The sequence below is a fragment of the Streptomyces litchfieldiae genome (genome assembly GCF_031845365.1).
Taxonomy (GTDB): Bacteria; Actinomycetota; Actinomycetes; order Streptomycetales; family Streptomycetaceae; genus Streptomyces; species Streptomyces litchfieldiae.
Map to the genome: position 1 here is coordinate 566328 of NZ_JAVREL010000002.1, position 25114 is coordinate 591441.

24 protein-coding genes are annotated in these 25114 nt (G+C 73.2%); 15 read left to right on the forward strand and 9 right to left on the reverse strand.

The window, feature by feature from the left end; translation table 11 throughout:
- Positions 1–50: 50 nt before the first annotated feature.
- The 5 genes from RM590_RS06270 to RM590_RS06290 are packed head-to-tail and all read left to right on the forward strand — an operon-like array spanning position 51 to position 4506.
- Entirely contained in the window at positions 51–890 is an 840-nt protein-coding gene (locus RM590_RS06270) for an NTP transferase domain-containing protein (protein WP_311703355.1), read from the forward strand.
- Positions 887–2173, forward strand: coding sequence for a molybdopterin molybdotransferase MoeA (locus RM590_RS06275; protein WP_311703356.1), 1287 nt, complete (start codon positions 887–889; stop codon positions 2171–2173). Before RM590_RS06270 ends, RM590_RS06275 begins: the two co-directional genes overlap by 4 nt.
- Complete coding sequence (locus tag RM590_RS06280) at positions 2170–3288, forward strand: potassium channel family protein (protein ID WP_311703357.1); 1119 nt, start codon at positions 2170–2172, stop codon at positions 3286–3288. Before RM590_RS06275 ends, RM590_RS06280 begins: the two co-directional genes overlap by 4 nt.
- A 4-nt stretch (positions 3289–3292) precedes the next feature.
- The gene (locus RM590_RS06285; RefSeq protein ID WP_311703358.1) at positions 3293–4162 is read left to right on the forward strand and encodes a phosphotransferase family protein; all 870 of its coding nucleotides are present in this window, start codon (positions 3293–3295) and stop codon (positions 4160–4162) included.
- A gap of 38 nt (positions 4163–4200) precedes the next feature.
- Complete coding sequence (locus RM590_RS06290) at positions 4201–4506, forward strand: TFIIB-type zinc ribbon-containing protein (protein WP_311703359.1); 306 nt, start codon at positions 4201–4203, stop codon at positions 4504–4506.
- Between the two features lie 86 nt (positions 4507–4592).
- Here RM590_RS06290 and RM590_RS06295 read toward each other — a convergent pair whose 3' ends face one another.
- Both RM590_RS06295 and RM590_RS06300 read right to left on the reverse strand, forming a co-directional pair.
- On the reverse strand, positions 4593–4817 hold the full coding sequence (locus RM590_RS06295; RefSeq protein ID WP_311703360.1) for a DUF397 domain-containing protein: 225 nt from the start codon (positions 4815–4817) through the stop codon (positions 4593–4595).
- Entirely contained in the window at positions 4814–5638 is an 825-nt protein-coding gene (locus tag RM590_RS06300) for a helix-turn-helix domain-containing protein (RefSeq protein ID WP_311703361.1), read from the reverse strand. The genes RM590_RS06295 and RM590_RS06300 overlap by 4 nt, the downstream gene beginning before the upstream one ends.
- Positions 5639–5846: 208 nt before the next feature.
- Here RM590_RS06300 and RM590_RS06305 point away from each other — a divergent pair, with 208 nt between their 5' ends.
- The 7 genes from RM590_RS06305 to RM590_RS06335 all read left to right on the forward strand — a co-directional run bounded on the left by RM590_RS06305 (position 5847) and on the right by RM590_RS06335 (position 12789).
- Complete coding sequence (locus RM590_RS06305) at positions 5847–6194, forward strand: hypothetical protein (RefSeq protein WP_311703362.1); 348 nt, start codon at positions 5847–5849, stop codon at positions 6192–6194.
- 31 nt (positions 6195–6225) lie between these two features.
- Positions 6226–7188, forward strand: coding sequence for an NAD(P)H-quinone oxidoreductase (locus RM590_RS06310; RefSeq protein WP_311703363.1), 963 nt, complete (start codon positions 6226–6228; stop codon positions 7186–7188).
- 110 nt (positions 7189–7298) lie between these two features.
- Complete coding sequence (locus tag RM590_RS06315; protein WP_311703364.1) at positions 7299–7673, forward strand: hypothetical protein; 375 nt, start codon at positions 7299–7301, stop codon at positions 7671–7673.
- A gap of 211 nt (positions 7674–7884) precedes the next feature.
- The gene (locus RM590_RS06320) at positions 7885–8502 is read left to right on the forward strand and encodes a PadR family transcriptional regulator (protein WP_311703365.1); all 618 of its coding nucleotides are present in this window, start codon (positions 7885–7887) and stop codon (positions 8500–8502) included.
- The gene (locus RM590_RS06325) at positions 8499–9233 is read left to right on the forward strand and encodes an ABC transporter ATP-binding protein (protein WP_311703366.1); all 735 of its coding nucleotides are present in this window, start codon (positions 8499–8501) and stop codon (positions 9231–9233) included. Before RM590_RS06320 ends, RM590_RS06325 begins: the two co-directional genes overlap by 4 nt.
- A gap of 115 nt (positions 9234–9348) precedes the next feature.
- Positions 9349–12201: an ABC transporter permease gene (locus RM590_RS06330; RefSeq protein ID WP_311703367.1), complete on the forward strand. Its 2853-nt coding sequence runs from the start codon at positions 9349–9351 to the stop codon at positions 12199–12201.
- Between the two features lie 21 nt (positions 12202–12222).
- A complete protein-coding gene (locus tag RM590_RS06335; RefSeq protein WP_311703368.1) occupies positions 12223–12789 on the forward strand; it encodes a bacterial proteasome activator family protein in 567 nt (188 codons plus the stop codon).
- A gap of 107 nt (positions 12790–12896) precedes the next feature.
- Here the strand turns inward: RM590_RS06335 and RM590_RS06340 are convergent, their stop codons facing one another.
- Genes RM590_RS06340 through pdhA form a run of 3 tightly spaced genes read right to left on the reverse strand, consistent with a single transcriptional unit; the run spans position 12897 to position 16460 of the window.
- Entirely contained in the window at positions 12897–14282 is a 1386-nt protein-coding gene (locus tag RM590_RS06340) for a dihydrolipoamide acetyltransferase family protein (RefSeq protein ID WP_311703369.1), read from the reverse strand.
- A gap of 26 nt (positions 14283–14308) precedes the next feature.
- On the reverse strand, positions 14309–15289 hold the full coding sequence (locus RM590_RS06345; RefSeq protein ID WP_311703370.1) for an alpha-ketoacid dehydrogenase subunit beta: 981 nt from the start codon (positions 15287–15289) through the stop codon (positions 14309–14311).
- Between the two features lies 1 nt (position 15290).
- The gene (gene pdhA, locus RM590_RS06350) at positions 15291–16460 is read right to left on the reverse strand and encodes a pyruvate dehydrogenase (acetyl-transferring) E1 component subunit alpha (RefSeq protein ID WP_311703371.1); all 1170 of its coding nucleotides are present in this window, start codon (positions 16458–16460) and stop codon (positions 15291–15293) included.
- A gap of 378 nt (positions 16461–16838) precedes the next feature.
- On the opposite strand from pdhA, the gene RM590_RS06355 reads away from it, so the two are divergent.
- Together RM590_RS06355 and RM590_RS06360 are read left to right on the forward strand one after the other, a co-directional pair.
- The gene (locus tag RM590_RS06355; protein WP_311703372.1) at positions 16839–17510 is read left to right on the forward strand and encodes a response regulator transcription factor; all 672 of its coding nucleotides are present in this window, start codon (positions 16839–16841) and stop codon (positions 17508–17510) included.
- An 86-nt stretch (positions 17511–17596) separates the two neighbouring features.
- Positions 17597–17902: a pyridoxamine 5'-phosphate oxidase family protein gene (locus tag RM590_RS06360; protein ID WP_311703373.1), complete on the forward strand. Its 306-nt coding sequence runs from the start codon at positions 17597–17599 to the stop codon at positions 17900–17902.
- Positions 17903–18126: 224 nt separating this feature from the next.
- Here the strand turns inward: RM590_RS06360 and RM590_RS06365 are convergent, their stop codons facing one another.
- Positions 18127–19173, reverse strand: coding sequence for a phosphotransferase (locus tag RM590_RS06365; RefSeq protein WP_311703374.1), 1047 nt, complete (start codon positions 19171–19173; stop codon positions 18127–18129).
- Entirely contained in the window at positions 19157–20800 is a 1644-nt protein-coding gene (locus RM590_RS06370; RefSeq protein ID WP_311703375.1) for a protein kinase domain-containing protein, read from the reverse strand. The genes RM590_RS06365 and RM590_RS06370 overlap by 17 nt, the downstream gene beginning before the upstream one ends.
- A 224-nt stretch (positions 20801–21024) precedes the next feature.
- Between RM590_RS06370 and RM590_RS06375 the strand changes: the two genes are divergently transcribed.
- Positions 21025–22692, forward strand: coding sequence for a protein kinase domain-containing protein (locus RM590_RS06375; RefSeq protein ID WP_311703376.1), 1668 nt, complete (start codon positions 21025–21027; stop codon positions 22690–22692).
- Positions 22693–22741: 49 nt separating this feature from the next.
- Here the strand turns inward: RM590_RS06375 and RM590_RS06380 are convergent, their stop codons facing one another.
- Positions 22742–23566, reverse strand: a complete 825-nt coding sequence (locus RM590_RS06380; protein WP_311703377.1) for a maleylpyruvate isomerase family mycothiol-dependent enzyme — start codon at positions 23564–23566, stop codon at positions 22742–22744.
- Between the two features lie 250 nt (positions 23567–23816).
- Entirely contained in the window at positions 23817–25097 is a 1281-nt protein-coding gene (locus tag RM590_RS06385) for a M18 family aminopeptidase (protein WP_311703378.1), read from the reverse strand.
- Positions 25098–25114: the final 17 nt, after the last annotated feature.

Genomic DNA, 25114 nt, shown 5'->3' on the forward strand with positions numbered 1-25114 from the left:
CCCTACCGGGACGGCCTGTGCCGGTGCCTCCGGGCGGGTACCGTTCCCGCATGGCAGACTTCGACGCCGTCGTCCTGGCCGGCGGCGCCGCCCGGCGCCTCGGCGGGGCCGACAAGCCCGCCGTGCGCGTCGGCGCCCGCACCCTGCTCGACCGGGTGCTCGCCGCGTGTCCCGACGCCGCCACCACCGTGGTCGTCGGCCCGCGCCGGCCCACCGCCCGGCCCGTTTCCTGGACCGCCGAGGACCCGCCCGGCGGCGGCCCGCTGGCCGCCCTCGACGCGGGCATGCGGCACACCTCCCGCCCCCTGGTCGCGGTGCTCGCCGCCGACCTGCCGTTCCTCACACCCGGCGCGCTGCACCGCCTGCTGGCCGTGCCGCCCGGCGCCGACGGCGCGCTCCTGCACGACGACGAGGGCCGCGACCAGCCGCTCACCGCCGTCTACCGGGCCGAGCCGCTGCGCCGTGAACTCGCCCTGCTCACCGCCGAGTACGGCACCCTCGCCGGACTCCCCCTGAAACTGCTGCTCGGTGACCTGACCCTGCACCGGCTGCCCGCCCCCCGCGGCCTGGACTGCGACACCTGGGCGGACATCGCCGCGGCCCGTGCCCGGATCAGGGACCATGGGGGGGTGTTGGATGAATGGATTGCCGCGGTCAAGACCGAACTGGGCGTCGACCCCGACGTGGACACCGGCGTGCTGCTCGACGCCGCCCGCGACGCCGCGCACGCGGTGGCCCGCCCGGCGGCCCCGCTGACCACGTTCCTCATCGGATACGCGGCGGCCCTGCACGACATGTCCCCCGCCGAGGCCGCCCGCAGGATCTCCGCCCTCGCGGAGGCCTGGCGGCAGGAGGAACAACCGGCGGAGCAACGGGACGAGCCGGCATGATCGACGAGTTCGACGACGCGCTCGCCCTGGCCAACGGCCCCCAGCCCACCGCCCCCCGCGACCCCGCACCGGCGGCCCCCGCCCCCCGCCCCGCGCCGCCCGTGCAGGCCGCGCACATCGCCCCCGACTGGGACACCGCCCGCGCCACCGCGCACCGCGCCGTCCGGCCGCTCGCCCCGCGCCGGCTGCCGCTGGACCTGGCCCTCGGCCACACCCTCGCCGCGCCGCTGACCGCCCTCACCGACCTGCCGGCGTTCGACACCTCCGCCATGGACGGCTGGGCCGTGGCCGGCCCCGGCCCCTGGCGGCTGGCCGACGACGGCCCCGGCGCGCTGGCCGGCCGCCCCGCCGCCCGCCCGCTGACCGACGGCGAGGCGGTGCCCATCGCCACCGGCGCCCGCGTCCCCGAGGGCGCCACCGCCGTGCTGCGCGCCGAACGCGGCACGTCCGCCGGCCGCCGCCTCACCGGGCCCAACCCGCAGCCCGGCGCCGACATCCGGCCCCGCGGCCAGGAGTGCCGCACCGGCACCGAGTTGCTGCCCGCGCGCACCCCGCTGACCCCCGTCACGCTCGGCCTGGCCGCCGCCGCGGGCTACGACCAGCTCCCCGTCCGCCCCCGGCCGCGCGCCGAGGTGCTGATCCTCGGCGACGAGCTGCTGTTCCGCGGCCTGCCCCACGACGGCCGCATCCGCGACGCGCTCGGCCCCATGACCGGCCCCTGGCTGACCGCGCTCGGCGCCCAGGTCATGGTCACCCGCCGGCTCGGCGACGACGCCGAGGCGCTGTACGAGGCCATGAGCACCACCCGCGCCGACCTGCTCGTCACCACCGGGTCCACCGCCGCCGGGCCCATGGACCATCTGCGCGCCGTGCTCGACCGGTTGGGCGCGCGCCTGCTGATCAGCGGCGTCGCCGTCCGCCCCGGCCACCCCATGCTCCTGGCCGAACTCCCGGACGGCAGGCCCTTGGTGGGCCTCCCGGGCAACCCACTGGCCGCCGTTTCCGGGCTGTTGACCCTGGCCCAGCCGCTGCTGCGCGCGCTGGGCGACCGGCCCGCCCCGGCCGAGGCGGAGGCCGCCCTGACCGACGCGGTGCGCGGCCACCCCCGGGACACCAGGCTGGTCCCGGTCGCGGCCCCGGAGCCCGGCCTGGTCCGCCCGCTGAGCTACGCCGGCCCGGCCATGCTGCGTGGCATCGCCGCCGCGTCCGCGCTCGCGGTCATCCCGCCCGGCGGCGCGGAGGCCGGGGCGCCCGTCCGCCTCCTCGACCTTCCCGACGCATGAGATTTCCCGCCACCTCCCCCAAGCGCTCCGACCTCGACGACCAGTCGCACGGCGTTCAGCTCCCGCGCTACGTCGCCGGCCCGTTGATCCAGGTCATCCGGCGGCTGGTCATGGCCACGGCCGTGCTCGCGCTGGCCGTGATCCTCGTCTACGCCGACCGCGGCGGCTACCACGACAACCACGACGGCACCGTCGACTTTTCCGATGTCCTGTACTACGTGACGGTGTCGCTCTCCACCACCGGGTACGGCGACGTCGTCCCGGCCTCGGACGGGGCGCGGCTGATCACGACGTTCCTGATCACCCCGCTCCGCGTCCTGTTCCTCATCATCCTGGTCGGCACGACACTGGAAGTGCTGACCGAGCGCACCCGCGATCAGTGGCGGCTGGCCCACTGGAGGAGAACCTTGCGCGACCACACCGTCATCGTCGGCTTCGGCACCAAGGGCCGGTCCGCGGCGGAAACGCTGATGACCACCGGGCTCGGCCAGGACCAGATCGTCGTCGTGGACCCCAGCGCCGCGGTGGTCGAGCAGGCCAACGCGGACGGCTACGCGGGCGTGGTCGGCGACGCCACCCGGTCCAGCGTGCTGGTGCGGGCCCGCGCGGACCGCGCCAAGCAGGTCGTCATCTCCACGCAGCGCGACGACACCGCGGTGCTGGTGGCGCTCACCGTCCGGCAGTTGAGCAAGTCCGTGCGGATCGTGGCCTCGGTCCGGGAGGAGGAGAACGTGCCGCTGCTGCGGCAGTCCGGCGCCGACTCCGTGATCACCAGCGCCAGCGCGGTCGGCCGGCTGCTCGGCCTGTCGATGATCAGCCCCAGCTCGGGCGCGGTGATGGAGGATTTGATCCAGCACGGCGAGGGCCTGAGCCTGCGCGAGCGGCCGGTCACCAAGGCGGAGGCGGGCCGTTCGCCCCGGGACTGCGAGGACCTGGTCGTCTCCGTCATACGCGGCCACCGGCTGCTGCCGTTCGACGACCCGGACGCCGCCACGCTGGAGCTGACCGACCGCCTGGTGGTCATCCACCGGGTCCACCCCGCCGAGTCCAAGGCCCTCGCGAGCAAACGCGACCGCGAACGGGGTCCCGGCTCCTGGCGCATTCCGCGCCGTTAGAACGATGAGCACCTTCGCGGGGGAGCTGCGCCGGCTGGCCGGGAGTGCCGGCGACCTGGTCGTCCTCGCCGACCGCGCCGACGGGACCGTGATCCGCGTCGGCGACGCCGTCGCCAAGGCGCACGCCGAGGACACCGACGCGGCGGCGCTCGCCCACCGGGTCCGGACCGCCGCGCACCCCGCGCTGGCGGGCATCCTGCTGCCGCCGCTGCCGCCCGGCGGCGTGACCCGGCTGCACGACGGGCGGCCCGCCACCCTCTGGCCGTACGGCGCCCCCGTCGATCCCGACGCGGTGCCCTGGGAGGCGGCCGGCACGCTGCTGGCCCGGCTGCACGCGGTGCCGCCCGCCGCGCTGGGCATCGCCCTGCCGGACGGGGGCGGCCCGGCCCGCGCGGCGCGCGCCCTGGCCCGGCTGCGCGCCACGGCGACCGACCCGGCGCACGCCGCCGCGCGAAGCGCCGTGGAACGCATCCTGGCCGCCGCCCCCCGCGCGCCCCGGCGCACGGCGCTGTGCCATGGCGACTTCCACCTGGGCCAGCTCGTCCGGCACCCGGCGGCCGGCGGCTCCTGGCACCTCATCGACGTGGACGACCTGGGCGTGGGCGACCCGGCCTGGGATCTGGCCCGGCCCGCCGCCTGGTACGCGGCGGGGCTGCTGGCTCCGGAGGACTGGCGGCGCCTGCTGGGCGCCTACCAGGCGGCGGCCGGCCTCACGGGCCATGATCCCTGGCCCGAACTCGACGTTCCCGCCCGGGTGTTGACCGCGCAGTCCGCCGCGCTCGCGCTCGTGCGCGCCGCCGCGACGGGCCGCGCGCCGAGCGAGGAAGATGAGGCTCTTCTCATCTCCTGCCTCCGCATCGCCGCCCTGCCGTAGGGTGATATGGCCACCAGCGAATCGACCATGGAGCCGAGATGCAGTGTCCCAAGTGCGGTGCGGCCATGCACACGTTCACCAGAAGCGGGGTCCAGATAGAGCAGTGCAGCGGCTGCCGGGGGATCTTCCTCGACTACGGCGAGCTTGAGCACATCACCCAGCTCGAGGCCCAGTGGGCCCCGCAGGCGGCTCCGCCGCCGCCCCCCGCGCAGCCCTACCCGTCCGGTGGCCCGGCCTGGGGCGCCCCGCAGCAGGGGCACGGCCACCACGGCGGCCACCACGGGGGTCACCACTACCCGCACCGCCGCAAGGGCGGTCTGTCGGGCCTGTTCTTCTCCTCCTGAGCCTTTCCTGGGCTTTTCGCACGCGCGGGGCCCCCGGTCGCACGTCATCGGGCGACCGGGGGCCCCGGCAGGTACGGGCGGGGGGTCTAGTGGGCGACCAGGTCCCCGTCGCGCAGGGCGGAAACGAAGCCGGTCCAGCCGCCGGTGGAGAAGGCGAGCACCGGTCCGGTCAGGTCCTTGGAGTCACGAACCGGGACCACCCCGGACGTGACGGCGATGTTCCGCGCGTATTCGACACAGGCGCCGCCGTTGCCGCTGCTGTGGCTGGACTTGACCCATTCCGCGCCGGAGAGGTCGATCGTGCTCTTCATCGGGAGTACTCCTCCAACATCACCTTTTTGATGAGCGCCCGCGAATCGTCAGGCGACATGGCGTCGGCCCGCAGCCGGTCGTAAGCCGCCGATGCCGCCGCCACTTGCGCGGACGAGTCAATCACATGGCCGCCGCTCCAGGATTCCTCATAGAGCAGGGGAGGGTCTTCCGCGAAGGTGAGAAGGATGAAACTTTCCGCCGCCGGAGCGGCCCCGGTGGAGAACGGCAGGACTTGAAGGGTGATCTGCGGAGATTCCGCCTCTCCCAGCAGATGCCCCAACTGCTCCCGCATGACTTGCGTTCCACCGATTCGGCGGTGCAGACACGACTCGTCCAAAATCACCCACAAGAGTGGTGGGTTGGGACGGTCCAGCGCCTCGCGCCGCCGTAGCCGCGCCTCCACCTTCCGCTTCACCCACTGCTCCGACGAAGTCGGGTGTGCGTGGCGGTAGATGGCGTAGGCGTAGTCCTCCGTCTGGAGAATTCCGGTGACGAGATTCGCGCTGTAGTCCAGAATGCTCTCGGCCTGCGCCTCCCACTTGACATACGGCTCGAACCAGGACGGATGTTCACGCCTGTTGATTCGTTCGCGCATGCGCGCGAAAAAGCCCGAGGTGTTGAACACGCGATCGCAGGCCGCCGCGAACTGGGCGCTGCCGAGGAGAAGTCCGTTCTCCACCTTGCTGATGTAGGGCGGCTGGTAGTGCGTCTCGTCGGCCAACCCCTTCTGCGTCAGCTTGGCATGCAGTCGTGCTTCCTTGACCTCAAGCCCGAAATACGCGTAGCCGTCGATGGGTTCGCCGCCGCTGAACTCGTTCACCTGTTTGTCTTCCTGACTTTCCGAGCCGGTGGGAAACATCGCGCCGGGTGTTTCCGGGGCGCCGGAGGGTGATGATGGGAGTACGCATGGTGAATACCCATGAGCGATGGAGCGGTCACATGGCGGGGAGCCATCTCATGACAAAACTAAATCCGATTTCCAGTACGAGACTTCACACCGGGGCGGCGGCCGGACCGGGGTGCGCGGCATGAGCGTCAGGCTGAACGTGGCCCTGCGCGGCATCGCGTTCTCCGGAGTGAGCGGCTGGCCGCTGCCGCAGCGCGCGCCCGACGGCAACCAGTGGGTGACCGGCCGCTGCTGGCTCTACTGCCGCCGGGAGAACGTCAGCGTGCTGTGGATCGGCCCGGTGCGCACGCCGTCGGTGGAGGGCGAGCTGTACGCCTGCGGCCAGTGCATCGCCGAACTGGTCTGCATGGCCCGCGAGGAGCAGCGCCGCAAGGACCTGCCCGCGCACCGGGTGTGCGAGCACCGGGAGTTGGAGAAGCGGGAAGGAAAAACGTTCTGCCGGGGGTGTGCGCGGCAGATCTACCTGTGAGCCGTCGCCTGCCCTGGCATAGCGTCGGGGCATGCATGCGATCACGATTGCCGAGCCGGGCGGGCCCGAGGCGCTGGTGTGGGCCGAGGTGGCCGATCCGGTGGCCGGCCCCGGGGAGATCCTCATCGATGTGGCCGCCGCCGGGGTCAATCGCGCCGATGTGCTCCAGCGGCAGGGGTTGTACGACCCGCCGCCCGGCGCGTCGCCGTATCCGGGGCTGGAGTGCGCGGGGCGCGTGGCGGCGGTGGGGGACGGCGCCGGCGACTGGCGGGTCGGGGACGAGGTGTGCGCGCTGCTGGCCGGCGGAGGTTACGCCGAGCGCGTCGCCGTCCCGGTCGGCCAGGTGCTGCCGGTGCCGGCGGGGCTCGACCCGCTGACCGCCGCCGCGCTGCCCGAGGTGGCCTGCACGGTGTGGTCCAACATCGTCATGAGCGCCGGGCTGCGGTCCGGCGAGACGCTGCTCGTGCACGGCGGCGGCAGCGGCATCGGCACCATGGCGGTGCAGATCGGCAAGGCGCTGGGCGCGCGGGTGGCGGTGACCGCGGGCAGCGCGGAGAAGCTGGCGCGCTGCCGGGAGCTGGGCGCCGACGTGCTGATCAACTACCGCGAGCAGGATTTCGCCGAGGAGCTGGCGGGCTCCGCCGACGTCATCCTCGACATCGTCGGCGCGCGGTACCTCGCACGGAACGTGCGGGCCCTGGCGCAGGGCGGGCGGCTGGTCGTCATCGGGCTCCAGGGCGGCGCCCGGGCGGAGCTGGACCTGCGCAAGCTGCTCGCCAAACGGGCCTCGGTGATGGCGACTTCACTGCGCGCCCGGCCACCGGCCGAGAAGGCCGCGATCGTGGCGGCGGTGCGGGAGCACGTCTGGCCGATGCTGGCCGACGGCCGGCTGCGCCCGGTGGTGGACCGGCACCTGCCGATGAGGGAGGCGGCGGAGGCCCACCGGGTGATGGAGGCGAGCGACCACACGGGAAAGATCGTGCTGCTTACCTAGGCCCCTGTTTGGCGCCTCCATCCCGCCCGAGATGCCGGATTCGTCCCTCTATGTGACGCTGGATACATCATCCGAGTGTGCGTGAAGGGTCGGGACCTGTGAGGTTGTGGGTGGGAATCGCGATGGCCACGGCGGCCGTCATAGCCCTGTTCGTCCCGTCGGCCGTCGCCGGCGATCCGCCGTCGAACCGGGACCGGGTGGCGCATCTCGCGCCGGGGCACGGGGGGCACCCCCGGACCGAGTCCGGGGGAGAACGCGGGGGAGGAGCCGAACGGCCCACCGCCAGCTGGGCCTCGATCTCCGACGGCGTTCCGGCCGTCCGGCCGGAGTCCGCCGAGCGGGATGCCCCCCGCCCGGCCAAGGAGCCGACGACCTTCGCGGCCCGCCCCGGCGGTGAGGTCCTGCCGGTGCTGCCCCTGGGGGCCGGGCTGGCCTCGCTGGGGACGGGGCTAGGCATCTTGGGCCTGCGCCTGCGTCGCGTCTAGGCCGCCCACGCGGCGGGGCCGCCCCTGGGCGCGGCCCCGCGCCCCTTGCGGGGTGCCCACCCCCCTGGCGTGAACAAGCTGCGGGCCGTCCGTGGTTGATCGCGCCCACGCGGCGGAGCCGCTCCATGTCACGGCCCCGCGCCCCTTGTGGGGCGCCCACCGTGGGTCGAACAGTTGCGAGCTCGGGACTTACTGGGTATACATACGCGGTATGTCAATCCGCTTCGGGCTACTCGCCCTCCTGGAGAGCGGGCCCCGGTATGGGTCGCAGCTCCGGGCCGAGTTCGAAACGCGCACCGGCGCCACCTGGCCGCTCAACATCGGGCAGGTCTACACGACCCTCGGCCGTCTCGAACGGGACGGCCTGATCGTTCCGGAGGGCGGCGGGGACGCCAAGCAGCAGCTCTACGCCATCACCGACGCCGGCCGGCAGGAGCTCACCGACTGGTACGCCCGGCCCGTCGACCGCACGCATCCCTCCCGGGACGAGCTGGCGATCAAGCTGGCGATGGCCGTGGGGTCGCCGGGCGTGGACATCCGGGAGATCATCCAGGGCCAGCGCCGCCACACCCTGAAGGCGATGCAGGACTACACCCGCCTGAAGGCCCGGGCCCTGGCCAACGGCGCCGACTCCCGCGACGACGTCGCCTGGCTGCTCGTGCTGGAGCAGCTCATCTTCTACGCCGAGGCGGAGAGCCGCTGGCTGGACCACTGCGAATCCCGGCTCACCCGGCTCGCGGCCGGCCGCCCGCAGCCGCAGGCGGCGCGTCCGCGGACGCCCTCGGCACCCGCCGAATCCACATCGGCCCGAGGGGGGGCCTCATCATGACCACCACCACCAAGCCCGTGCTGGAACTGCGCGGGCTGACGCGCGTGCACGGCACCGGCGTGGCCGCCGTGCACGCGCTGACCGGCGTCGATCTGTCCGTCTTCGCCGGGGAGTTCATCGCCATCATGGGCCCGTCCGGGTCCGGCAAGTCCACCCTGCTGACGCTGGCCGGCGGGCTGGACACCGCCACCGAGGGCAAGGTCCTCGTGGAGGACCACGACCTGGGCTCCCTGAGCCGCGCCCAGTTGGCCAAGGTGCGGCGCACCAGCATCGGCTACGTCTTCCAGGACTACAACCTGATCCCCGCCCTGACCGCGGCGGAGAACATCGCGCTGCCGCGCGAACTGGACGGCGTCTCCGCGCGGGTCGCCCGCCGCGAGGCGCAGGCCGCGCTCGCCGAGATCGGCCTGCCGGAGGTGTCCGACCGTTTCCCGGACGAGATGTCCGGCGGGCAGCAGCAGCGCGTGGCCATAGCCCGCGCGCTGGTCGGCGACCGCCGCCTGGTGCTGGCCGACGAGCCGACCGGCGCCCTGGACTCCGAGACCGGCGAGGGCGTGCTCGCCCTGCTGCGCAAGCGCTGCGACGAGGGGGCAGCGGTTGTGCTGGTCACCCATGAGCCGCGGTACGCGGCCTGGGCGGACCGGGTGGTGTTCCTGCGCGACGGCACGATCGTGGACGAGTCCGTGTCGCACACGGCGGAATCGCTGCTGGCGGGCGAGGGCGCCCGGTGAGCGACGGAGGTGCGGCTGCCCAGCCGCGGATGACGACGGTGCGCTCGCGGTGCCGCGCGGCCGGAGATGGGGGTCCCCCCGGGCGGAGCCTGGGGGAGAACGAGGGGGAACAACAGTGAGCGGACGGCTGGCCACCTGGCGGGTGGCCCTGCGCATCGCCCGGCGGGACGCGTTGCGTGCCAAGGGACGCAGCGCGCTCGTGGTGGCCATGATCGCGCTGCCCATCCTGGGGGTGACCGCCGCCGATCTGGCCCTCCGCAGCGGTGACCTGTCCCGGTCCGAGGAGCTGACCCGCGACTTCGGCCGGGCCGACGCGCGCTACCAAGTGGAGACCAATGGCTCCCCGGTCCAGCAGTCGCCCACCGGCAACGAGCTGCACTACCTGGACGAGTCGTCCTGGGAGGAGACCCCGGACCGGACGGCCGAGGAGGTCGCCGCCGAACTGGGCGGCATGCTGCCCGCCGGCACCGAGATCCTCACCGACCGGTCCACCCACGGTGTCGTGCACAGCCGGACCGGGCTGCTGACCACCGAAATCCGCGAGCTGGACGCGGCCAGCCCGCTCACCGAGGGCATGCTCACGCTGCTGCGCGGCCACTTTCCCGAGGGGCCGGACGAGGTCGCGGCGACCCAGGCGTTCCTCGACGAGAGCGGGCTGTACGTCGGCTCCGAACTGCGCGTGAAGGACGACGACCGGACCTATCGCATCACCGGCGCCTACGAGCTGCCCGGCGAGCTCAACAACCAGCAGATCGTCGCGCTGCCCGGCGCCGTGCTGCCGCTGCCCGAGTCCGCCTCCGGCGGCGACGGCTGGCTGGACACCCGCGTCAGCGCGCTGGTGGGCGTGCCGGACGGTCCGGTGACCTGGGACATGGTCATGGCGGCGAACGAACGGGGCCTGAGCGTCGACTCCCGCGCGGTGATCCTCGACCCGCCGCCGGACTCCGAGGTCCCGCTGTACCAGGACGGCATGTCCATGGGCGACTACTCCTCCGAGGCCGACCCCATGGTCGTCGCCGGCGCCGTCACCGCCGTCTCGCTGATCATCCTGGAGATCTGCCTGCTGGCCGGCCCGGCGTTCGCCGTCGGCGCGCGCCGCTCCCGCCGTCAGCTCGGACTCGTCGGGTCCAACGGCGGCGACCGCCGGCATCTGCGGGCCATCATGCTGGCCAGCGGCGTTGTGCTGGGCGCGGTCGCGGCCGTGATCGGCGTGGTCGGCGGCCTCGTGCTGACGCTGCTCGCGCATCCGCTCATCGAGAACCAGAGCGGCAGCCGGTTCGGCCCCTGGGACTTCCGCGTGCTGGAGCTGGTCGGCATCGCCGTGCTCGCCGTGCTGGTCGGGCTGTGCGCGGCGCTGGTGCCCGCGTTCAGCGCCGCCCGCAGCAGCGTTCTGGACTCGCTCACCGGCCGCCGGGGCGTGCGCCGCAGTGGGCGCGTGCTCCCCGTCATCGGCGTCTGCGCCCTGGTGCTGGGCGCCGCGCTGGCCATCGTCGGCGGGCTGACCATGAACAGCTCGGTCGTTGTCGCGGCCGGTTCGATCATGGCCGAGCTGGGCCTCGTCGCGCTCACCCCGCTGCTGGTCGGCGTGTTCGGCAGGCTGGCGCGGTGGCTCCCGCTGGCCGGGCGCCTGGCGCTGCGCGACGCCGCCCGCAACCGGGGCCGCACGGCCCCCGCCGTGGCCGCCGTGCTGGCGGCCGTCGCCGGCACGGTCGCGGTGGCCACCGCGCTGGCCAGCGACGACGCCGAGCACCGCGCCGACTACCGGCCGATGCTGCCCGAGGGCACGGTGTCGATCGGTAGCTGGGACTTTGCGGAGAACCAGCTCGACCGGGCCGGCGCGATCGCCGAGGACTCGCTGCCCGTCGACGTCCGCGCCGATGCGTACCGGATCCGGGTCGGTGCCGAGGGCTGCGACCCGTACGACTTCGACCCCGCGAACGCCTGCGGCCTCGCGGAGGCAGTGGTGCCCCCGGAGCGGCTGTGCCCGCTGTGGCAGCCGGAGGCCGAGTCCCTGACCGTCGCGGAGCGGCGCGAGCTGAACGACGACCCGCGCTGCGCGGAGGGCGACCAGGGGTGGGCGATCGAGGGCAGCGCCCTGACCGTCGCCGGCCCCGAGCTGCTGACCGTGCTCGGCGTGGACCCCGCGCAGGCCGAGGAGGCCGCCCGCGCCCTGGAACGCGGCGAGGCCGTCGCCTTCAACGACCGCACCGTGGACGACGAGGGCCGCATCACCGTTCAGGTCTACGAGACCCAGCCCGAGAACTGGAACGAGGACGGGAGCCCGGCCGAGGAGCCGGACGCGGTCGCCACGTTCACCGCGCACCGCGTGGACGCGAAGGGCTACGGCTTCCCGCCGATCATCTCGCCCACCGCCGCCGAGGCGCAGGGGCTGGACACCGAGCTGGCCGAGATCTACTACTCGACCACCCGTGTGCCGACCGGCGCCGAGGAACAGGCGTTCGACGCGATGCTGGCCGAGGAGCTCGGGACGCCGCCGTCCACCTACATCGAGGACGGTTACGAGAGCGAGGCGGCCATGGGCCTGCTGATCCTGGGGCTGGCCGCCATGGTCATCACGCTGGGCGCGGCCGGGATCGCCACCGGACTGGCGCAGGCGGACTCCGAGGCGGACCTCGCCACGCTGGCCGCCGTGGGCGCGGCGCCCCGGGTCCGGCGCACCCTCTCCGGACTTCAGTGCGGGCTGATCGCCGCGATGGGCGTCCTGCTCGGCGCGGTCTCCGGCCTGATACCGGCGATGGGGCTGCGGCTGGCCGAGCACCGTTCGGAGGTCGCGTCCTGGGAGGACAGCGTCGACCAGGGGTGGGGGTCCGGGCCCCGGCCCGAGCTCTTCATCGAACTGCCGTGGGCCACGTTCGCGCAGCTCATCGTGGTGGTGCCGCTGGTCGCCTGCCTGCTCGCGGCGCTCCTGACGCGCTCGCGGATGCACCTCGCGCGGCGGGCTGGGTGATCCCCGTTGCATGATGGGGGTATGACTCAGCCGAGGAACGAACCACCGCAAGAGAACTCGCAGATCCTGGTCGTCGGCCCGGACGGCATGGCTCTCTCCGGCGCCGCGCCCCGAGGGAACGGCGAGGGCGAAGAGGGGCAGCCCGAGACTCCTGTGACCGAGATGGTGGAACAGCCGGCGAAGGTCATGCGAATCGGCAGCATGATCAAGCAGCTCCTGGAGGAGGTCAAGGCGGCACCGCTCGACGAGGCCAGCCGGGCCCGGCTCAAGGAGATCCACGCCAGCTCGGTCAAGGAGCTGGAGGAGGGCCTGGCGCCGGAGCTGGTCGATGAGCTGGGGCGGCTGTCGCTGCCGTTCACCGAGGGCAGCGTGCCGACGGACGCGGAGCTGCGGATCGCGCAGGCCCAGCTCGTCGGCTGGCTGGAAGGGCTCTTCCACGGCATTCAGACGGCGCTCTTCGCCCAGCAGATGGCGGCCCGCGCGCAACTGGAGCAGATGCGGCGCGCGCTGCCGCCCGGCGCGCTGGGCGAGGAGGGCGGCGAGCCGGACGAGTCGCGCGGCGGCTCCCGGTCCGGGCCGTATCTCTAGCCCGTATCTCTGGCGGACCCCGGCAACGGAACGGAGGGCGGCACCCGGCTCGGGTGCCGCCCTCCGCCGCTCGCCCTCGGCTATAGGCGCTCAGCTCCAGGTACTCCTCAGCTCCAAGTGATGAGCCGCTGCGGGTGCTCCAGGACCGCGGCCACGTCCGCCAGTACACGGGAGCCCAACTCGCCGTCCACCAGCCGGTGGTCGAACGAGAGCGCCAGCGTGGTGACGTGCCGGGGCTTGATCTTCCCCTTGTGCACCCAGGCCTGTTCCCTGATCGCGCCCAGCGCGAGGATCGCGGACTCGCCCGGGGTGAGGATCGGGGTCCCGGTGTCGATGCCGAAGACCCCGATGTTCGTGATCGTCACCGTGCCGTCGCGCATGTCGGCCAGCGACGTCTTGCCCTCCCGGGCCGTGGTGACCAGCTCGCCCAGCGCCCTGGCCAGCTCGGGCAGGGTCTTGGCGCCCGCGTCCTTGATGTTCGGCACGATCAGGCCGCGGGGGGTGGCCGCGGCGATGCCGAGGTTGACGTAGTCCTTGTAGACGATCTCCTGGTTCTCCTCGTCCCAGGCGGCGTTGACCTCCGGGTTGCGGCGGATCGCGACCAGCAGCGCCTTCATGACCAGCAGCAGCGGGTTGACGCGCAGGCCGGCCATGTCCGGGTCCTGCTTCAGCCGCTCCACCAGCCGGACGGTGCGGGTGACGTCGACCGTGACGAACTCCGTGACGTGCGGCGCGGTGAACGCGCTGCTCACCATGGCCTGCGCGGTCGCCTTCCGCACGCCCTTGACCGGCACGCGCCGTTCCCGGATGGCGGCCAGCGACTGCGGCTCGACCGCCGGCACCGGGGCCGTCGCCGACACGGGCGGCGCCGGGGGCGCGGCGGCGGCGTGCACGTCGTCGCGCGTGACGATCCCGCCCGGCCCGGTCGGCACGACGGCGGCCAGATCGACCCCCAGGTCCTTGGCCAGCTTCCGCACCGGAGGCTTGGCCAGCGGCCGGGTCTCGGCGGCCTGACCCGGCAGGGGCGCCGGCTCCGGCCGCGCGGGCGGCGGGGGTGGAGCCGGCGGCGCGGGCGGCTTGGCCCCGGCGGGCCGGGCCGGCTCCTGCCCCGCCGGGGGCTTGCGGGGGCGGCGCTTCGTCGCCTGTGTCGAGACCCCGTAGCCGACGAGCACCGGCTGGCGCTCCTTCGGGGCCGCGCCGTCCGCCTCGGGCTCACCGGGCGGCTCGGCCGCGCCCGGCTCGGTGTCGACCGTGATGATCGGGGTGCCGACGTCGACGGTCGTGCCCTCCTCGAAGAGGATCTCCCGCACCTGGCCGTCGTACGGGATCGGCAGCTCGACCGCGGCCTTCGCGGTCTCGACCTCCACCACGACCTGGCCGTCGCTCACCGTGTCGCCGGGCCGGACCAGCCACTTGAGGATCTCGGCCTCGGTGAGTCCCTCACCCACGTCCGGCATTCTGAATTCGCGGTAGCGCTGTGCCTCAGCAGCCATCGTCACGACTCTCCTCAGCCTCTCCCTCAATACGCCAAGGCGCGGTCGACGCTGTCCAGCACCCTGTCCAGCCCGGGGAGGTACTCCTCCTCGAGCCGCGCCGGCGGATACGGCGCGTGGAACCCGCCGACCCGCAGCACCGGAGCCTCTAGATGGTAGAAGCACCGCTCGGTGACGCGCGCCGCGATCTCCGCGCCGGCCCCGAAGAACACCGGCGCCTCGTGCACGACGACCAGCCGGCCGGTCTTCTCCACCGACCGCTGGATCGCGTCGAAGTCCACCGGGGACACCGACCGCAGGTCCAGGACCTCCAGCGAGAGCCCCTCGTCCTCCGCCGCCGCGGCGGCGGCCAGGGCCGTCTTCACCGTGGGGCCGTACGCGGCCAGCGTCAGGTCACTGCCGGGCCTCGCGACCCGCGCGGCGTGCAGCGGGCCCGGAATGCCCGCCGTGTCCACCTCGCCCTTGTCCCAGTACCGCGCCTTCGGCTCGAAGAAGATCACCGGGTCGTCGCACTCGATGGCCTGCTGGAGCATCCAGTACGCGTCGGACGCGTCGGACGGCGTGACGATCTTCAGCCCCGCCACATGCGCGAACAGCGCCTCGGGCGACTCGCTGTGGTGCTCCACCGCGCCGATGCCGCCGCCGTACGGGATGCGGATGACGACCGGCAGCTTGACCGTGCCAAGCGACCGGGCGTGCATCTTGGCGAGCTGCGTGACGATCTGGTCGTAGGCGGGGAAGACGAAGCCGTCGAACTGGATCTCCGCGACCGGCCGGTAACCCCGCAGCGCCAGCCCGATCGCGGTGCCGATGATGCCGGACTCGGCGAGCGGGGTGTCGATGACCCGGTCCTCGCCGAAGTCCTTCTGGAGCCCGTCGGTGACGCGGAAGACGCCGCCGAGCTTGCCGACGTCCTCGCCCATGACGACGACCTTCGGGTCGGTCTCCAGGGCCTTGCGCAGCGAGGAGTTGAGCGCCTTGGCGATCGCCATCTTCTCGTGGGCCATCTCAGTTCTCCTCGTGGTCGGCGAACGACGCCAGATAGGTGGCGTACTGGGCCCGCTCCTCGTCCACCAGCGCGTGGCCATCGGCGTAGGAGTGCTCGAAGACGGCCATGCCGTCCGGGTCCGGCATGGTGCGGATGGCCTCCCGGACGCGCCGGGCCAGCGCGTCGCTCTCCTCCTCCAGCTCGCCGAAGAACGCCTCGTCCGCCGCGTTCTCCCGCTCCAGCAGGCGGCGCAGCCGCAGGATCGGGTCCTTGCCCTCCCAGGCCTCCAGCTCCTCCTTGGGGCGGTAACGGGTCGGGTCGTCCGAGGTGGTGTGCGCGCCCATCCGGTAGGTGAACGCCTCGACCAGGATCGGCCCCTGCCCGGTGCGGGCGTGCTCCGCGGCGGCGCGGGTGACGGCGAGGACCGCCAGCACGTCGTTGCCGTCGACGCGGACGCCGGGGAAGCCGTAGCCCGCCGCCCGCTGGTACAGCGGAACGCGGGTCTGCCGCTCGGTGGGCTCGGAGATGGCCCACTGGTTGTTCTGGCAGAAGAAGACCACCGGCGCGTTGTAGACGGCGGCGAACGTGAACGCCTCCGCCACGTCGCCCTGGCTGGAGGCGCCGTCCCCGAAGTACGCCAGCACGGCCATGTCGGCGCCGTCCTTGGCCACGCCCATCGCGTAGCCGGTGGCGTGCAGCGCCTGGGAGCCGATGACGATGGTGTAGAGGTGGAAGTTGTTGCTGTTCGGGTCCCAGCCGCCGTGGTTCACCCCGCGGAACATGCCGAGCAGCAGCGTCGGGTCCACGCCGCGGCACCAGGCGACGCCGTGCTCGCGGTAGGTGGGGAAGACGTAGTCGGTGTCGGCGAGCGCGCGCCCGGACCCGATCTGGGCGGCCTCCTGGCCGAGCAGCGACGGCCACAGGCCCAGCTCGCCCTGCCGTTGCAGCGCGGTGGCCTCGGCGTCGAAGCGGCGGGTCAGCACCATGTCCCGGTACAGGCCACGCAACTGTTCGGGGGTGGTCTCCAGGGCGTAGTCCGGGTGTTCGACCCGCTCGCCCTCGGGGGTCAGCAACTGCACCATGTCGGGGCGTGCGGGCTGGTCGGGCCGGGGCTGCCGTTTCCTCGCGGTGCTCTTCTGGGCCGCGGCGCGGCGGGACTTGCCGCGCGCGGCGGTGCTTTCCACGGTCACTCGTGCTCCTCCGTCGGTCCGGCCCCCGGGGTCCGCCGGGCGGCCAGTGCGGCCCGCCCGGGCCCGTACGGCGCACGGGGGTGTGTGCGGCGCGGACGGAACCGAGCGGTTCTGTGCCGTTCTCGTCCCGTACGACGGGCCCCATAAGAGCACGGTATCCAGTGGGTCCACAACCCGTGAAAGCGGCCCTGACCTGCGGATTTACCTGGAAGTCCAAGTAGTGGGCGGCGGATGGCGGAACGGCACTGGTCCAAGCCTCGCAAGGCCCTGGGACACCTGCACGTTAACCCGCCCACACGGGTCGCGGGAAGACTGAGGAGGACTATGCCGGACTGGCCCGAACGGGCGCGTCCCGGACTCCTGTGGAACACTGGCCGGGTGGCCGAAGACGGAAAAATCACTGTATTCCTCCTCGACGACCACGAGGTCGTCCGCCGCGGAGTGCACGAGCTGCTGGCCACGGAGCCGGACATCGAGGTGGTCGGCGAGGCCGGCACCGCCGCGGAGGCCCTGACGCGGATCCCGGCCGCCCGCCCGGACGTGGCCGTGCTCGACGTCCGCCTCCCGGACGGCAGCGGCGTCGAGGTCTGCCGCGACATCCGCTCCCACGACGACTCGGTGCGCGCCTTGATGCTCACCTCCTACGCGGACGACGAGGCCCTGTTCGACGCGATCATGGCGGGCGCCTCCGGCTATGTCCTCAAGGCCATCCGGGGAACGGAGCTGCTGGCCGCCGTCCGCGACGTGGCCGCGGGCAAGTCGCTGCTCGACCCCGACGCCACCCGGCGCGTCCTGGACCGGCTGCGCGGCGGCGGCGAGGGCGAGGGCGACGACCGGCTGGCCCGGCTCACCGACCAGGAGCGCCGCATCCTCGCCCTGATCGGCGACGGCCTCACCAACCGGGCCATCGGCGAGGAGCTGCACCTCGCCGAGAAGACCATCAAGAACTACGTCTCCAGCCTGCTCTCCAAGCTCGGCATGGAACGCCGCTCGCAGGCCGCCGCGTATGTGGCCCGCCGCCAGGCGGAGAAGGAGAAACGCCGCGAGTAGCCCGCCCCGACGCGGGACCAACGGCCCCGGGCTTCGGGACCTTTCCCCCTGAACTCCGGCGCGCGCCGCCCGGCAGGGTGGAGGACATGGCGACCCCGGCCCCCTCCGACCCCGACCTGGCGCGCGCCCTGCGGCTGCTCGCGCGCGCCTCGCACGGCCGCGCCGCCGTGACCCTGCGCGCGCTGCCCCGCGTCCTGCCCGCCAGCCACCTGGTGACCGGCGACGAACTGCTGCTACGCGTGCCCGCGGCCCGCGCGGCCGACGCCCGCGCCCTGGACGGCTCGGTGGTGGCCTACGAGGCAAACGGCACCGAGGTGATCGGCACCGTGACGGTCACGGACCCCAACGCCGAGCCAATCTCCCTACGCCTAACCCCCCGCCTGGCCCCGTGAGGGGCGCGAGCCCCTAAGGGGCGCGGGGCTGTGCTATCGAGCGGCTCCGCCGCGTGGGCGCGATCAACCACAACGCTCCGCAACTGTCCGCGCCGACGGAGGCGCCCCAAAGGGGCGCGGGGCTCTATTCTCGGGCGGCTCCGCCGCGTGGGCGCGACAAGCCACGACGGGCCCGCACGTTCCGGACCAGCTTCCGATCAGGGGCGGCTGAGCCAGCGGAGCGCCTAATCGCAGAATGCGTCTCGCACAGCCCGCCCATTCCGCGTCCACCACGGCACCAGCGCCGCCGCGGCCGGAAACTGGTGGTCCGCCCGGTGGTCACCGCGCTCGTAGTGCCAGCGCAGCATCCAGAAGTCGTTCAGCCGCTCCCACCACACCCGGTGCACCGCCGCCGCCAGCTCGGCCGGGGAGGCCCCCGCCGCACGGCGGTACGCGCGGGCGTACGCCCGCACCTTCGGCAGTTCCAGGCTGCCGTCGGGCCGGAGATAGAAGATCGCGGCGGCGCGCACCGCCTCCTCGGCCCGGGGCCGGACCCCCAGCCGGTCCCAGTCCACGATGGCCACCGGCTCCACCGGCCCCTCGGCGCGGTAGATCAGGTTCAGCGGGTGGAAGTCGCCGTGCACCCAGCCCTCGGCGGGCACCTGGTCGCGGTCCGGCCGCTGGTGGGCGTGGTCGCGGACCAGCAGGCGCCGCTCCAGCAGCCGCTGCTCCGCCAGCTCGTCGAACGCCGTGCGGCGGGCCCGGGCGCGGATCCGGCCCAGCAACTGGTCGATCAGCACATACGTATCGGCGGGCGCGACCGCCTCCCGCTCCGGCGAGCGGGGCTGCGGCGCACGCCCTATCACCCGCTCCAGCGCCCGGTGGACCCCGCCGAGCAGCGTGCCCAGGCGGCGGCTCTGGCCCCGGCTGAGCTGCCCGCCGTGCCGGTGCCGCCCCTCCACCCACGGGTGCAGGGCGTAGCAACGGCTGCGGTGCACGGCAACGGTCCGCCCCTCCCGGTCGGCCAGCGGCGGCACGACGGGCAGGCCGTAGGCGGCCAGCGCCGCGGTGGCGCGGTGCCGGCCCGGCAGGGGTATCACCGCCTCGGGGTCGCCGCCGAGGTGGTGCTTCAGGAAGAACCGGCCACGGGTGGTGGCCAGCCGGTAGCCGCGGTTGAGCAGCCCTTCGGCGACGCGTTCACAGGCGACGGGCTCCCCCGCGTCGTACCGGCGCAGCAGTGCGGTCAGCGTGCGGTGAGTGAGGCCCGTCCCGGGATCAGGGGTTGGAGGCACCGGCGTCGGTGCCCCCCTGATCGGTGCCCTCGAGCGCGCCCTGATCGGTGCCCTGGTCGGTGCCGCCCTCGTCCGTGCCGGTGCCGCCCTCCTCCTCGCCGCCGCCCTCCGTGGTGCCCTCGGTGTCCTCGGGCGGCGTCGTCTCCTCCTCCGGGGGCGGAGTCGTCTCCTCCTCCGTCGGCGGCGTGGTCTGCGGCTCCGTCGGGGTGCTCGACTCCGACTCGGTCGGCGTGCTCGACTCCGTCTCGGTCCAGTCGTCGCCGCTGTCCGTCGGCGAGAAGTCGTCGTCCTCCGACGGCTCCTCCTCGTCGTCCTCGTCGTCCTCGCTGGGCGACTGCCGGCCCGTTTCCCGGTCCTGCGTCTCGGTCGGTCCGGTGGGGCCCGTGTCCGCGGGGGTGTTGCCCGGGTCCTCCTCGCCGCCGCCCAGGTTCGCCGCGATGAGCACGCCCGTGCCGATGGCGACCAGCGCCAGCAGGGCGACCAGGATCATCCGGCCCCGCTGCCCGTTGCCCGAGGGGCGCCGCTCATCGTCGTCGTCGCCGGCCCCGTTGCCCATCAGCATGGGCGCCGCGTACTGGCTGGTGGGCGCGTCCCGGCGGGCCCCGGGAACGGCCACCGTCTGGGTGCCCATCGGCGGGGTGCCGCCGCCGGCGACCGAGCCGGTGTTCCACAGGCCGCCGGTGTGGCCGCCGTGCTCCTGGAGCATGCGCAGCGCGTACTGCACCAGGCCGCGCATCTCCTCCGCGGACTGGAAACGGTCGTCCGGGTCCTTGGCCAGCGAACGCATCACCAGGCCGTCCAGCTCCGGCGGCGCCGCGGCGGCCAGCTCGGAGGGCAGCCGGGGCATGTCCTGGACGTGCTGGTAGACCACGGCCAGCGGCGTCTCGCCGATGAACGGCGGGCGCAGCGTGAGCAGTTCGAAGAGGAGACAGCCGACGGCGTACAGGTCGGAGCGCGTGTCGATGGGCTTGCCCAGCGCCTGCTCCGGGGAGAGGTACTGCGGGGTGCCCATGACCATGCCGGTCTGCGTCATCGTCTGCGCGGCGCCGTGCAGCGCGCGGGCGATGCCGAAATCCATGACCTTCACCGCGCCGGTGTCGGTGATGATCACGTTCGCCGGCTTGATGTCGCGGTGGACGATGCCGTGGTGGTGGCTGTAGGCCAGCGCCTCCAGCACGCCGGAGACGATGATCAGCGCCTGCTCGGCGGGCGGCGCCTCCGAGTCGATCAACAGCTCGCGGATGGTCTTGCCGTTGACCAGCTCCATCACGATGTACGGCACCATGTTGGGCCCGACCGGCTCCTCGCCGGAGTCGTACACCGCGACGACCGCGTGGTGGTTCAGCCCGGCGACCGACTGTGCTTCGCGTGTGAAACGGGCCTTGGAGACCGGATCCTGGGCGAGGTCGGCGCGCAGCAGCTTGACGGCCACCGTCCGGCCGAGCCGCACGTCCTCGGCGGCGAAGACCTCCGCCATGCCGCCCCGGCCGAGGCGGTGCGTGAGGCGATAACGACCGTCTCCCACCAGGCCGTTGTTGCCCCACATCTCCGGCGTGTCGGGCACCTCGCGGCCACCGGCTCCGGGCTCTTCCTCGCCGGAGCCCGCGGCGCCTTGCTCCTGTGCCATCAGTCCTCGCCGTAGTCGCCTGGGTCCCCGGCCATCAAACCCGTTCCGGGGTGGCGCTGACAAGTTGAGCCCTGCCGCTGCGGTCACGGAACGGACAACGAGCTTGACGTGCCTGGACGCTACGGCAGACTGGGGCGGTCAGCCGGGGTCCGTATCATGCGCGGCGGAGAGACCGTCTTCACAACAGCGCACGGACGTCCACGCCGCCTAGGGGGAACAGTCAGATGAGTGACCACGCGCAGCCGCCTGGGGACTACAGGGGCCGTTCCGTGGGCGGTGGCCGCTACGAGCTGCGCGACCTGCTCGGCACGGGCGGCATGGCCTCGGTGCATCTGGCGTGGGACACGGTGCTGGAGCGGCAGGTCGCGATCAAGACCATGCACACCGAGCTGGGCCGGGAGGACGCCTTCCGGGAGCGGTTCAAGCGCGAGGCGCTGGCCGTGGCCAAGCTCGCGCACACCAATATCGTCTCCGTCTTCGACACCGGCGAGGACCGCATCGACGGCGCCCCGGTGCCCTACATCGTCATGGAGTACGTGGAGGGCCGGCCGCTGCGCGACGAGCTGGAGCGCGACATCGCCCAGTACGGCGCGATGCCCGCCGAGAAGGCGCTGCGCATCACGGCCGACGTGCTGGCGGCGCTGGACATCAGCCACGAGATGGGCCTGGTCCACCGGGACATCAAGCCGGGCAACGTCATGCTCACCCGGCGCAATGTGGTGAAGGTCATGGACTTCGGCATCGCGCGTGCCATGCAGTCCGGGGTCACTGCCATGACGCAGACCGGCATGGTGGTCGGCACCCCGCAGTACCTCTCGCCCGAGCAGGCGCTGGGCCGCGGCGTGGACGCCCGTTCCGACCTCTACTCGGTGGGCGTCATGCTCTTCGAGCTGCTCACCGGGCGGCTGGTTTTCGACGCCGACTCGGCGCTGGCCATCGCCTACGCGCACGTCCAGGAGGAGCCGCCCGCGCCCTCCTCGATCAACGCCTCGGTGCCGCCCGCGGTGGACGCGCTCGTCGCGCGGGCGCTCCAGAAGAACCCCAACGACCGTTTCCCCTCCGCCGAGGTGTTCGCCGCCGAGTGCCTGCGGGTCGTCGGCGATCTGACCGGCGCCGCCCCGCAGATCGTGCCGGGCGCGCACTCCCCGGGGAACAGCGGCGCGGCCGTCTCGAACGCGGTGTTCCCGCAGTTCGGCAGCCCCACGTCGCCGACCGGCCCGATCGTCTCCCCGTACGCGCCCACTCCGGCGCCGGGCGGCGGTTACGGATACCCGCAGGTCTCGCCCAGCACCCCGCCGCCGTACAACGTGGTGCCGCCCGGTCCCGGCCGGACCCCGGAGCCGGCCACCACCATCGGTGGCGGTGGCGGGGGCGGCGGCGAGCGCAACAGCACCTTCATGGTGATGACCGCGGCCGTGGTCGCGATCGCCCTGGTGGCGGCCGTGGCCATCTTCGTCGTGGTCAACAGCGGCGGCGGCGACTCGGACCAGGCGGGCGACTCCTCGGGCCAGTCGGGCAGCCCCGGCGGGGAGGACCCGTCGGAGGAGCCCAGCGCGGAGGAGACCGAGCGCGAGCCCCGGTACAACCCGGGCAACCCCGAGCAGGTCATCGAGTCCACGGAGTGCCAGGGCGCCATCGACTACTACGACCAGGAGCAGTACCCCGGCGCCATCTCCATGCCGGATTTCTACGACTACCACATCGACTCGGTGAAGTCCTGCATACGTGACGCCGGTTGGAGCTACGACGAGGACCTGACCTACGAGGACGAGGTCCTCAAGGGCGACGGCATGGTGACCGGTCAGTCCCCGAGGCCCGGCGAGCCGTACATCCCCGGCGAGAGCGACCCGATCGAGCTCACCGTCTCCACCGGCAACGAGCCGACCAACTAACTGGCCGCCGCGAGCGCCCCGTTCCCGCCCGGGGCCGACCGCGGCCGGCTCAGTGCGCGACCGGGAAGCTCGCGAGGATGCGGTCGGCGAGGGCCGCTTCGCCCTCGACCTTCAGCTTGTCGGCGACCTTCTTCGCCCGCACCCGGCCGCCCACCAGCCGGGAGAACGTCTCCCAGTCCGTGGTGAACGTGACGATCGGGCCCAGTGAAGGGCTGCTGTCCACCGTGCCGTTGCCGTTCTCGTCGACGCGCACGGTCCGCAGGAACTCCACGGGGCCGCTCACGTCGAAGACCACCGCCGACTTCTTGGGCGCGCCCGCGTCCTCCGCGATGACCTTGGGCAGCCGCTCCAGCAGCACGTCGCGCGCGATGTGGGCGGCCGGCGAGTCGAGCCCGCCCGGCCGGCGCAGCGCGCGGCGGATGTCCTGCTCGTGCGTCCAGATGTCGAAGACGCGCACGTCGAGGAAGTCGGCGAGCGTCATCTTGCCGTACAGCGGATGGGAGATGACGTCCTCGGGCTTGCGGCGCTCGTTCCGCAACTGGCGGGCGCGCCGGATGATCGTGTACTCCAGCTCGCTGGTCATCTCGGGCCCGGTGTGGTGCCGCCGCACATCGACCTGGACCTCCAGGTACCGGGTGGTCTCGTCGGTGACGTGGTAGAGGTCGCGCGGCAGCGTGTGGATCGGCCGCGGGTCGCCCAGCGCCTCGCACTCGCCGCCGATGACGTGGGAGACCACGTCGCGCACCGACCAGCCGGGGCACTCGGTGGGGCGGTTCCACTCCCCGTCCACCAGTGACGAGACCAGCTCGGATATCGCCTCGATGGTCTGCGTCCAGGCATCGATAGACGGCTGCAAGCTTGGGTGCACGGTCACGGGACCCCTCGTGGCGGTTCGTCGCTGGCTGGGTGTTCACACGTTACGCCGCGCGGGCGTGGCCGGTGAATGGTTTCCGGAGACGAATCCTAGGGGTCCGGGGTGGTGCGCAGCCACCGGACGGGCAATGCGGGACCGGGCGGTACCGCCGTGCAGTGCGATGCCGCCCGACCCCGTGACCACCAGGATTACGGGCGCGTTTCACGACTTCGTGACGGGGCGTCGTCAGAGTTGTGTCAGGGAGGTTGTGTCAGGGCAGCAGGAACGCGGTCATCGCGTTGGCGAGCAGATACGGGTCGGCGGCGCCGCACAGCTCGCGCGCCGAGTGCATGGACAGGATCGCGACGCCGACGTCCACGGTGGCGATGCCGTGCCGCGCCGCGGTGATCGGGCCGATGGTGGTGCCGCAGGGCACCGAGTTGTGCGACACGAACGACTGCCAGGGCACCCCGGCCCGTTCGCAGGCGGCCGCGAAGACCGCTCGGCCGGTGCCGTCGGTGGCGTAGCGCTGGTTGACGTTCACCTTGAGGATGGGGCCCTCGCCGGCCAGCGGACGGTGCGTCGGGTCGTGCCGCTCCGGGTAGTTGGGGTGCACGGAGTGCCCGGTGTCGGACGACAGGCAGAACGACCCCGCCAGCGCCCGGGCCCGCTCCTCGTAGCCGCCGCCGCGCGTGTGCACGGACCGCTTGAGCACGCTGCCCAGCAACGGGCCCTGCGCGCCGGTGTCGGACGTGCTGCCGTTCTCCTCGTGGTCGAACGCGGCCAGCACCGGGATGAACTCCGGCTCACGGCCGGCCGCGGCGGCGAGCGCGGCGGTGGCGGCGTGCACGGACAGCAGGTTGTCCAGGCGGGGGCCGGCCAGCAGCTCGCGGTCCTTGCCCAGATAGGCGGGCGGCTCGACGCTGTGCACCATCAGGTCGAAGCCGATGACATCGCCGGGCGCCACCCCTGTCTCGCCCGCCAGGAACTCGATCAGCTCGCCCTCCCGGGGGCTGCCGATCCCCCACAGCGGCATCATGTGCTGCTGGCGGTCGAGCTTGAGCCCGTCGTTGACCGACCGGTCGAGGTGCACGGCGAGCTGCGGCACGCGCAGCAGCGGCCGGTCGACGTTGACCAGCACCGCGGAGCCGTCGCGCAGCGACAGCCGCCCGGCGAGCCCGAGGTCGCGGTCCAGCCAGGTGTTGAGCAGCGTCCCGCCGTAGATCTCCACGGCGATCTGCTTCCACCCGGCCCGGCCGGTGTCCGGGAGAGGCTTGACGCGCAGGTTCGGCGAGTCGGTGTGCGCGCCCAGGATCCGGAACGGCGTCGCGGGCGAGGCCCCCTCCGGCACATACCAGGCGACGAGCGCGCCCCCACGCGTCACATACCGCCCCCCGGCCCCCCCATCCCACGCGGCGGTCTCCTCCACCTGCCGAAACCCGGCCTTCTCCAGCCGCTGAACGGCGCTCGCCACCGCGTGGTACGGGGTGGGGGAGGCCGCGAGGAAGCCCATGAGGTCATCAGTGTGGGCACGGTCGAACGGTGCAGTCATGCTCCTCAGCATACGAA

Coding starts and splice junctions, on each gene's coding strand:
- RM590_RS06270 (WP_311703355.1), top strand. CDS start 51: ATGGCAGACTTCGACGCCGTCGTCCTGGCCGGCGGCGCCGCCCGGCGC.
- RM590_RS06275 (WP_311703356.1), top strand. CDS start 887: ATGATCGACGAGTTCGACGACGCGCTCGCCCTGGCCAACGGCCCCCAG.
- RM590_RS06280 (WP_311703357.1), top strand. CDS start 2,170: ATGAGATTTCCCGCCACCTCCCCCAAGCGCTCCGACCTCGACGACCAG.
- RM590_RS06285 (WP_311703358.1), top strand. CDS start 3,293: ATGAGCACCTTCGCGGGGGAGCTGCGCCGGCTGGCCGGGAGTGCCGGC.
- RM590_RS06290 (WP_311703359.1), top strand. CDS start 4,201: ATGCAGTGTCCCAAGTGCGGTGCGGCCATGCACACGTTCACCAGAAGC.
- RM590_RS06295 (WP_311703360.1), bottom strand. CDS start 4,817: ATGAAGAGCACGATCGACCTCTCCGGCGCGGAATGGGTCAAGTCCAGC.
- RM590_RS06305 (WP_311703362.1), top strand. CDS start 5,847: ATGAGCGTCAGGCTGAACGTGGCCCTGCGCGGCATCGCGTTCTCCGGA.
- RM590_RS06310 (WP_311703363.1), top strand. CDS start 6,226: ATGCATGCGATCACGATTGCCGAGCCGGGCGGGCCCGAGGCGCTGGTG.
- RM590_RS06320 (WP_311703365.1), top strand. CDS start 7,885: ATGTCAATCCGCTTCGGGCTACTCGCCCTCCTGGAGAGCGGGCCCCGG.
- RM590_RS06325 (WP_311703366.1), top strand. CDS start 8,499: ATGACCACCACCACCAAGCCCGTGCTGGAACTGCGCGGGCTGACGCGC.
- RM590_RS06335 (WP_311703368.1), top strand. CDS start 12,223: ATGACTCAGCCGAGGAACGAACCACCGCAAGAGAACTCGCAGATCCTG.
- RM590_RS06340 (WP_311703369.1), bottom strand. CDS start 14,282: ATGGCTGCTGAGGCACAGCGCTACCGCGAATTCAGAATGCCGGACGTG.
- RM590_RS06345 (WP_311703370.1), bottom strand. CDS start 15,289: ATGGCCCACGAGAAGATGGCGATCGCCAAGGCGCTCAACTCCTCGCTG.
- RM590_RS06360 (WP_311703373.1), top strand. CDS start 17,597: ATGGCGACCCCGGCCCCCTCCGACCCCGACCTGGCGCGCGCCCTGCGG.
- RM590_RS06370 (WP_311703375.1), bottom strand. CDS start 20,800: ATGGCACAGGAGCAAGGCGCCGCGGGCTCCGGCGAGGAAGAGCCCGGA.
- RM590_RS06375 (WP_311703376.1), top strand. CDS start 21,025: ATGAGTGACCACGCGCAGCCGCCTGGGGACTACAGGGGCCGTTCCGTG.
- RM590_RS06385 (WP_311703378.1), bottom strand. CDS start 25,097: ATGACTGCACCGTTCGACCGTGCCCACACTGATGACCTCATGGGCTTC.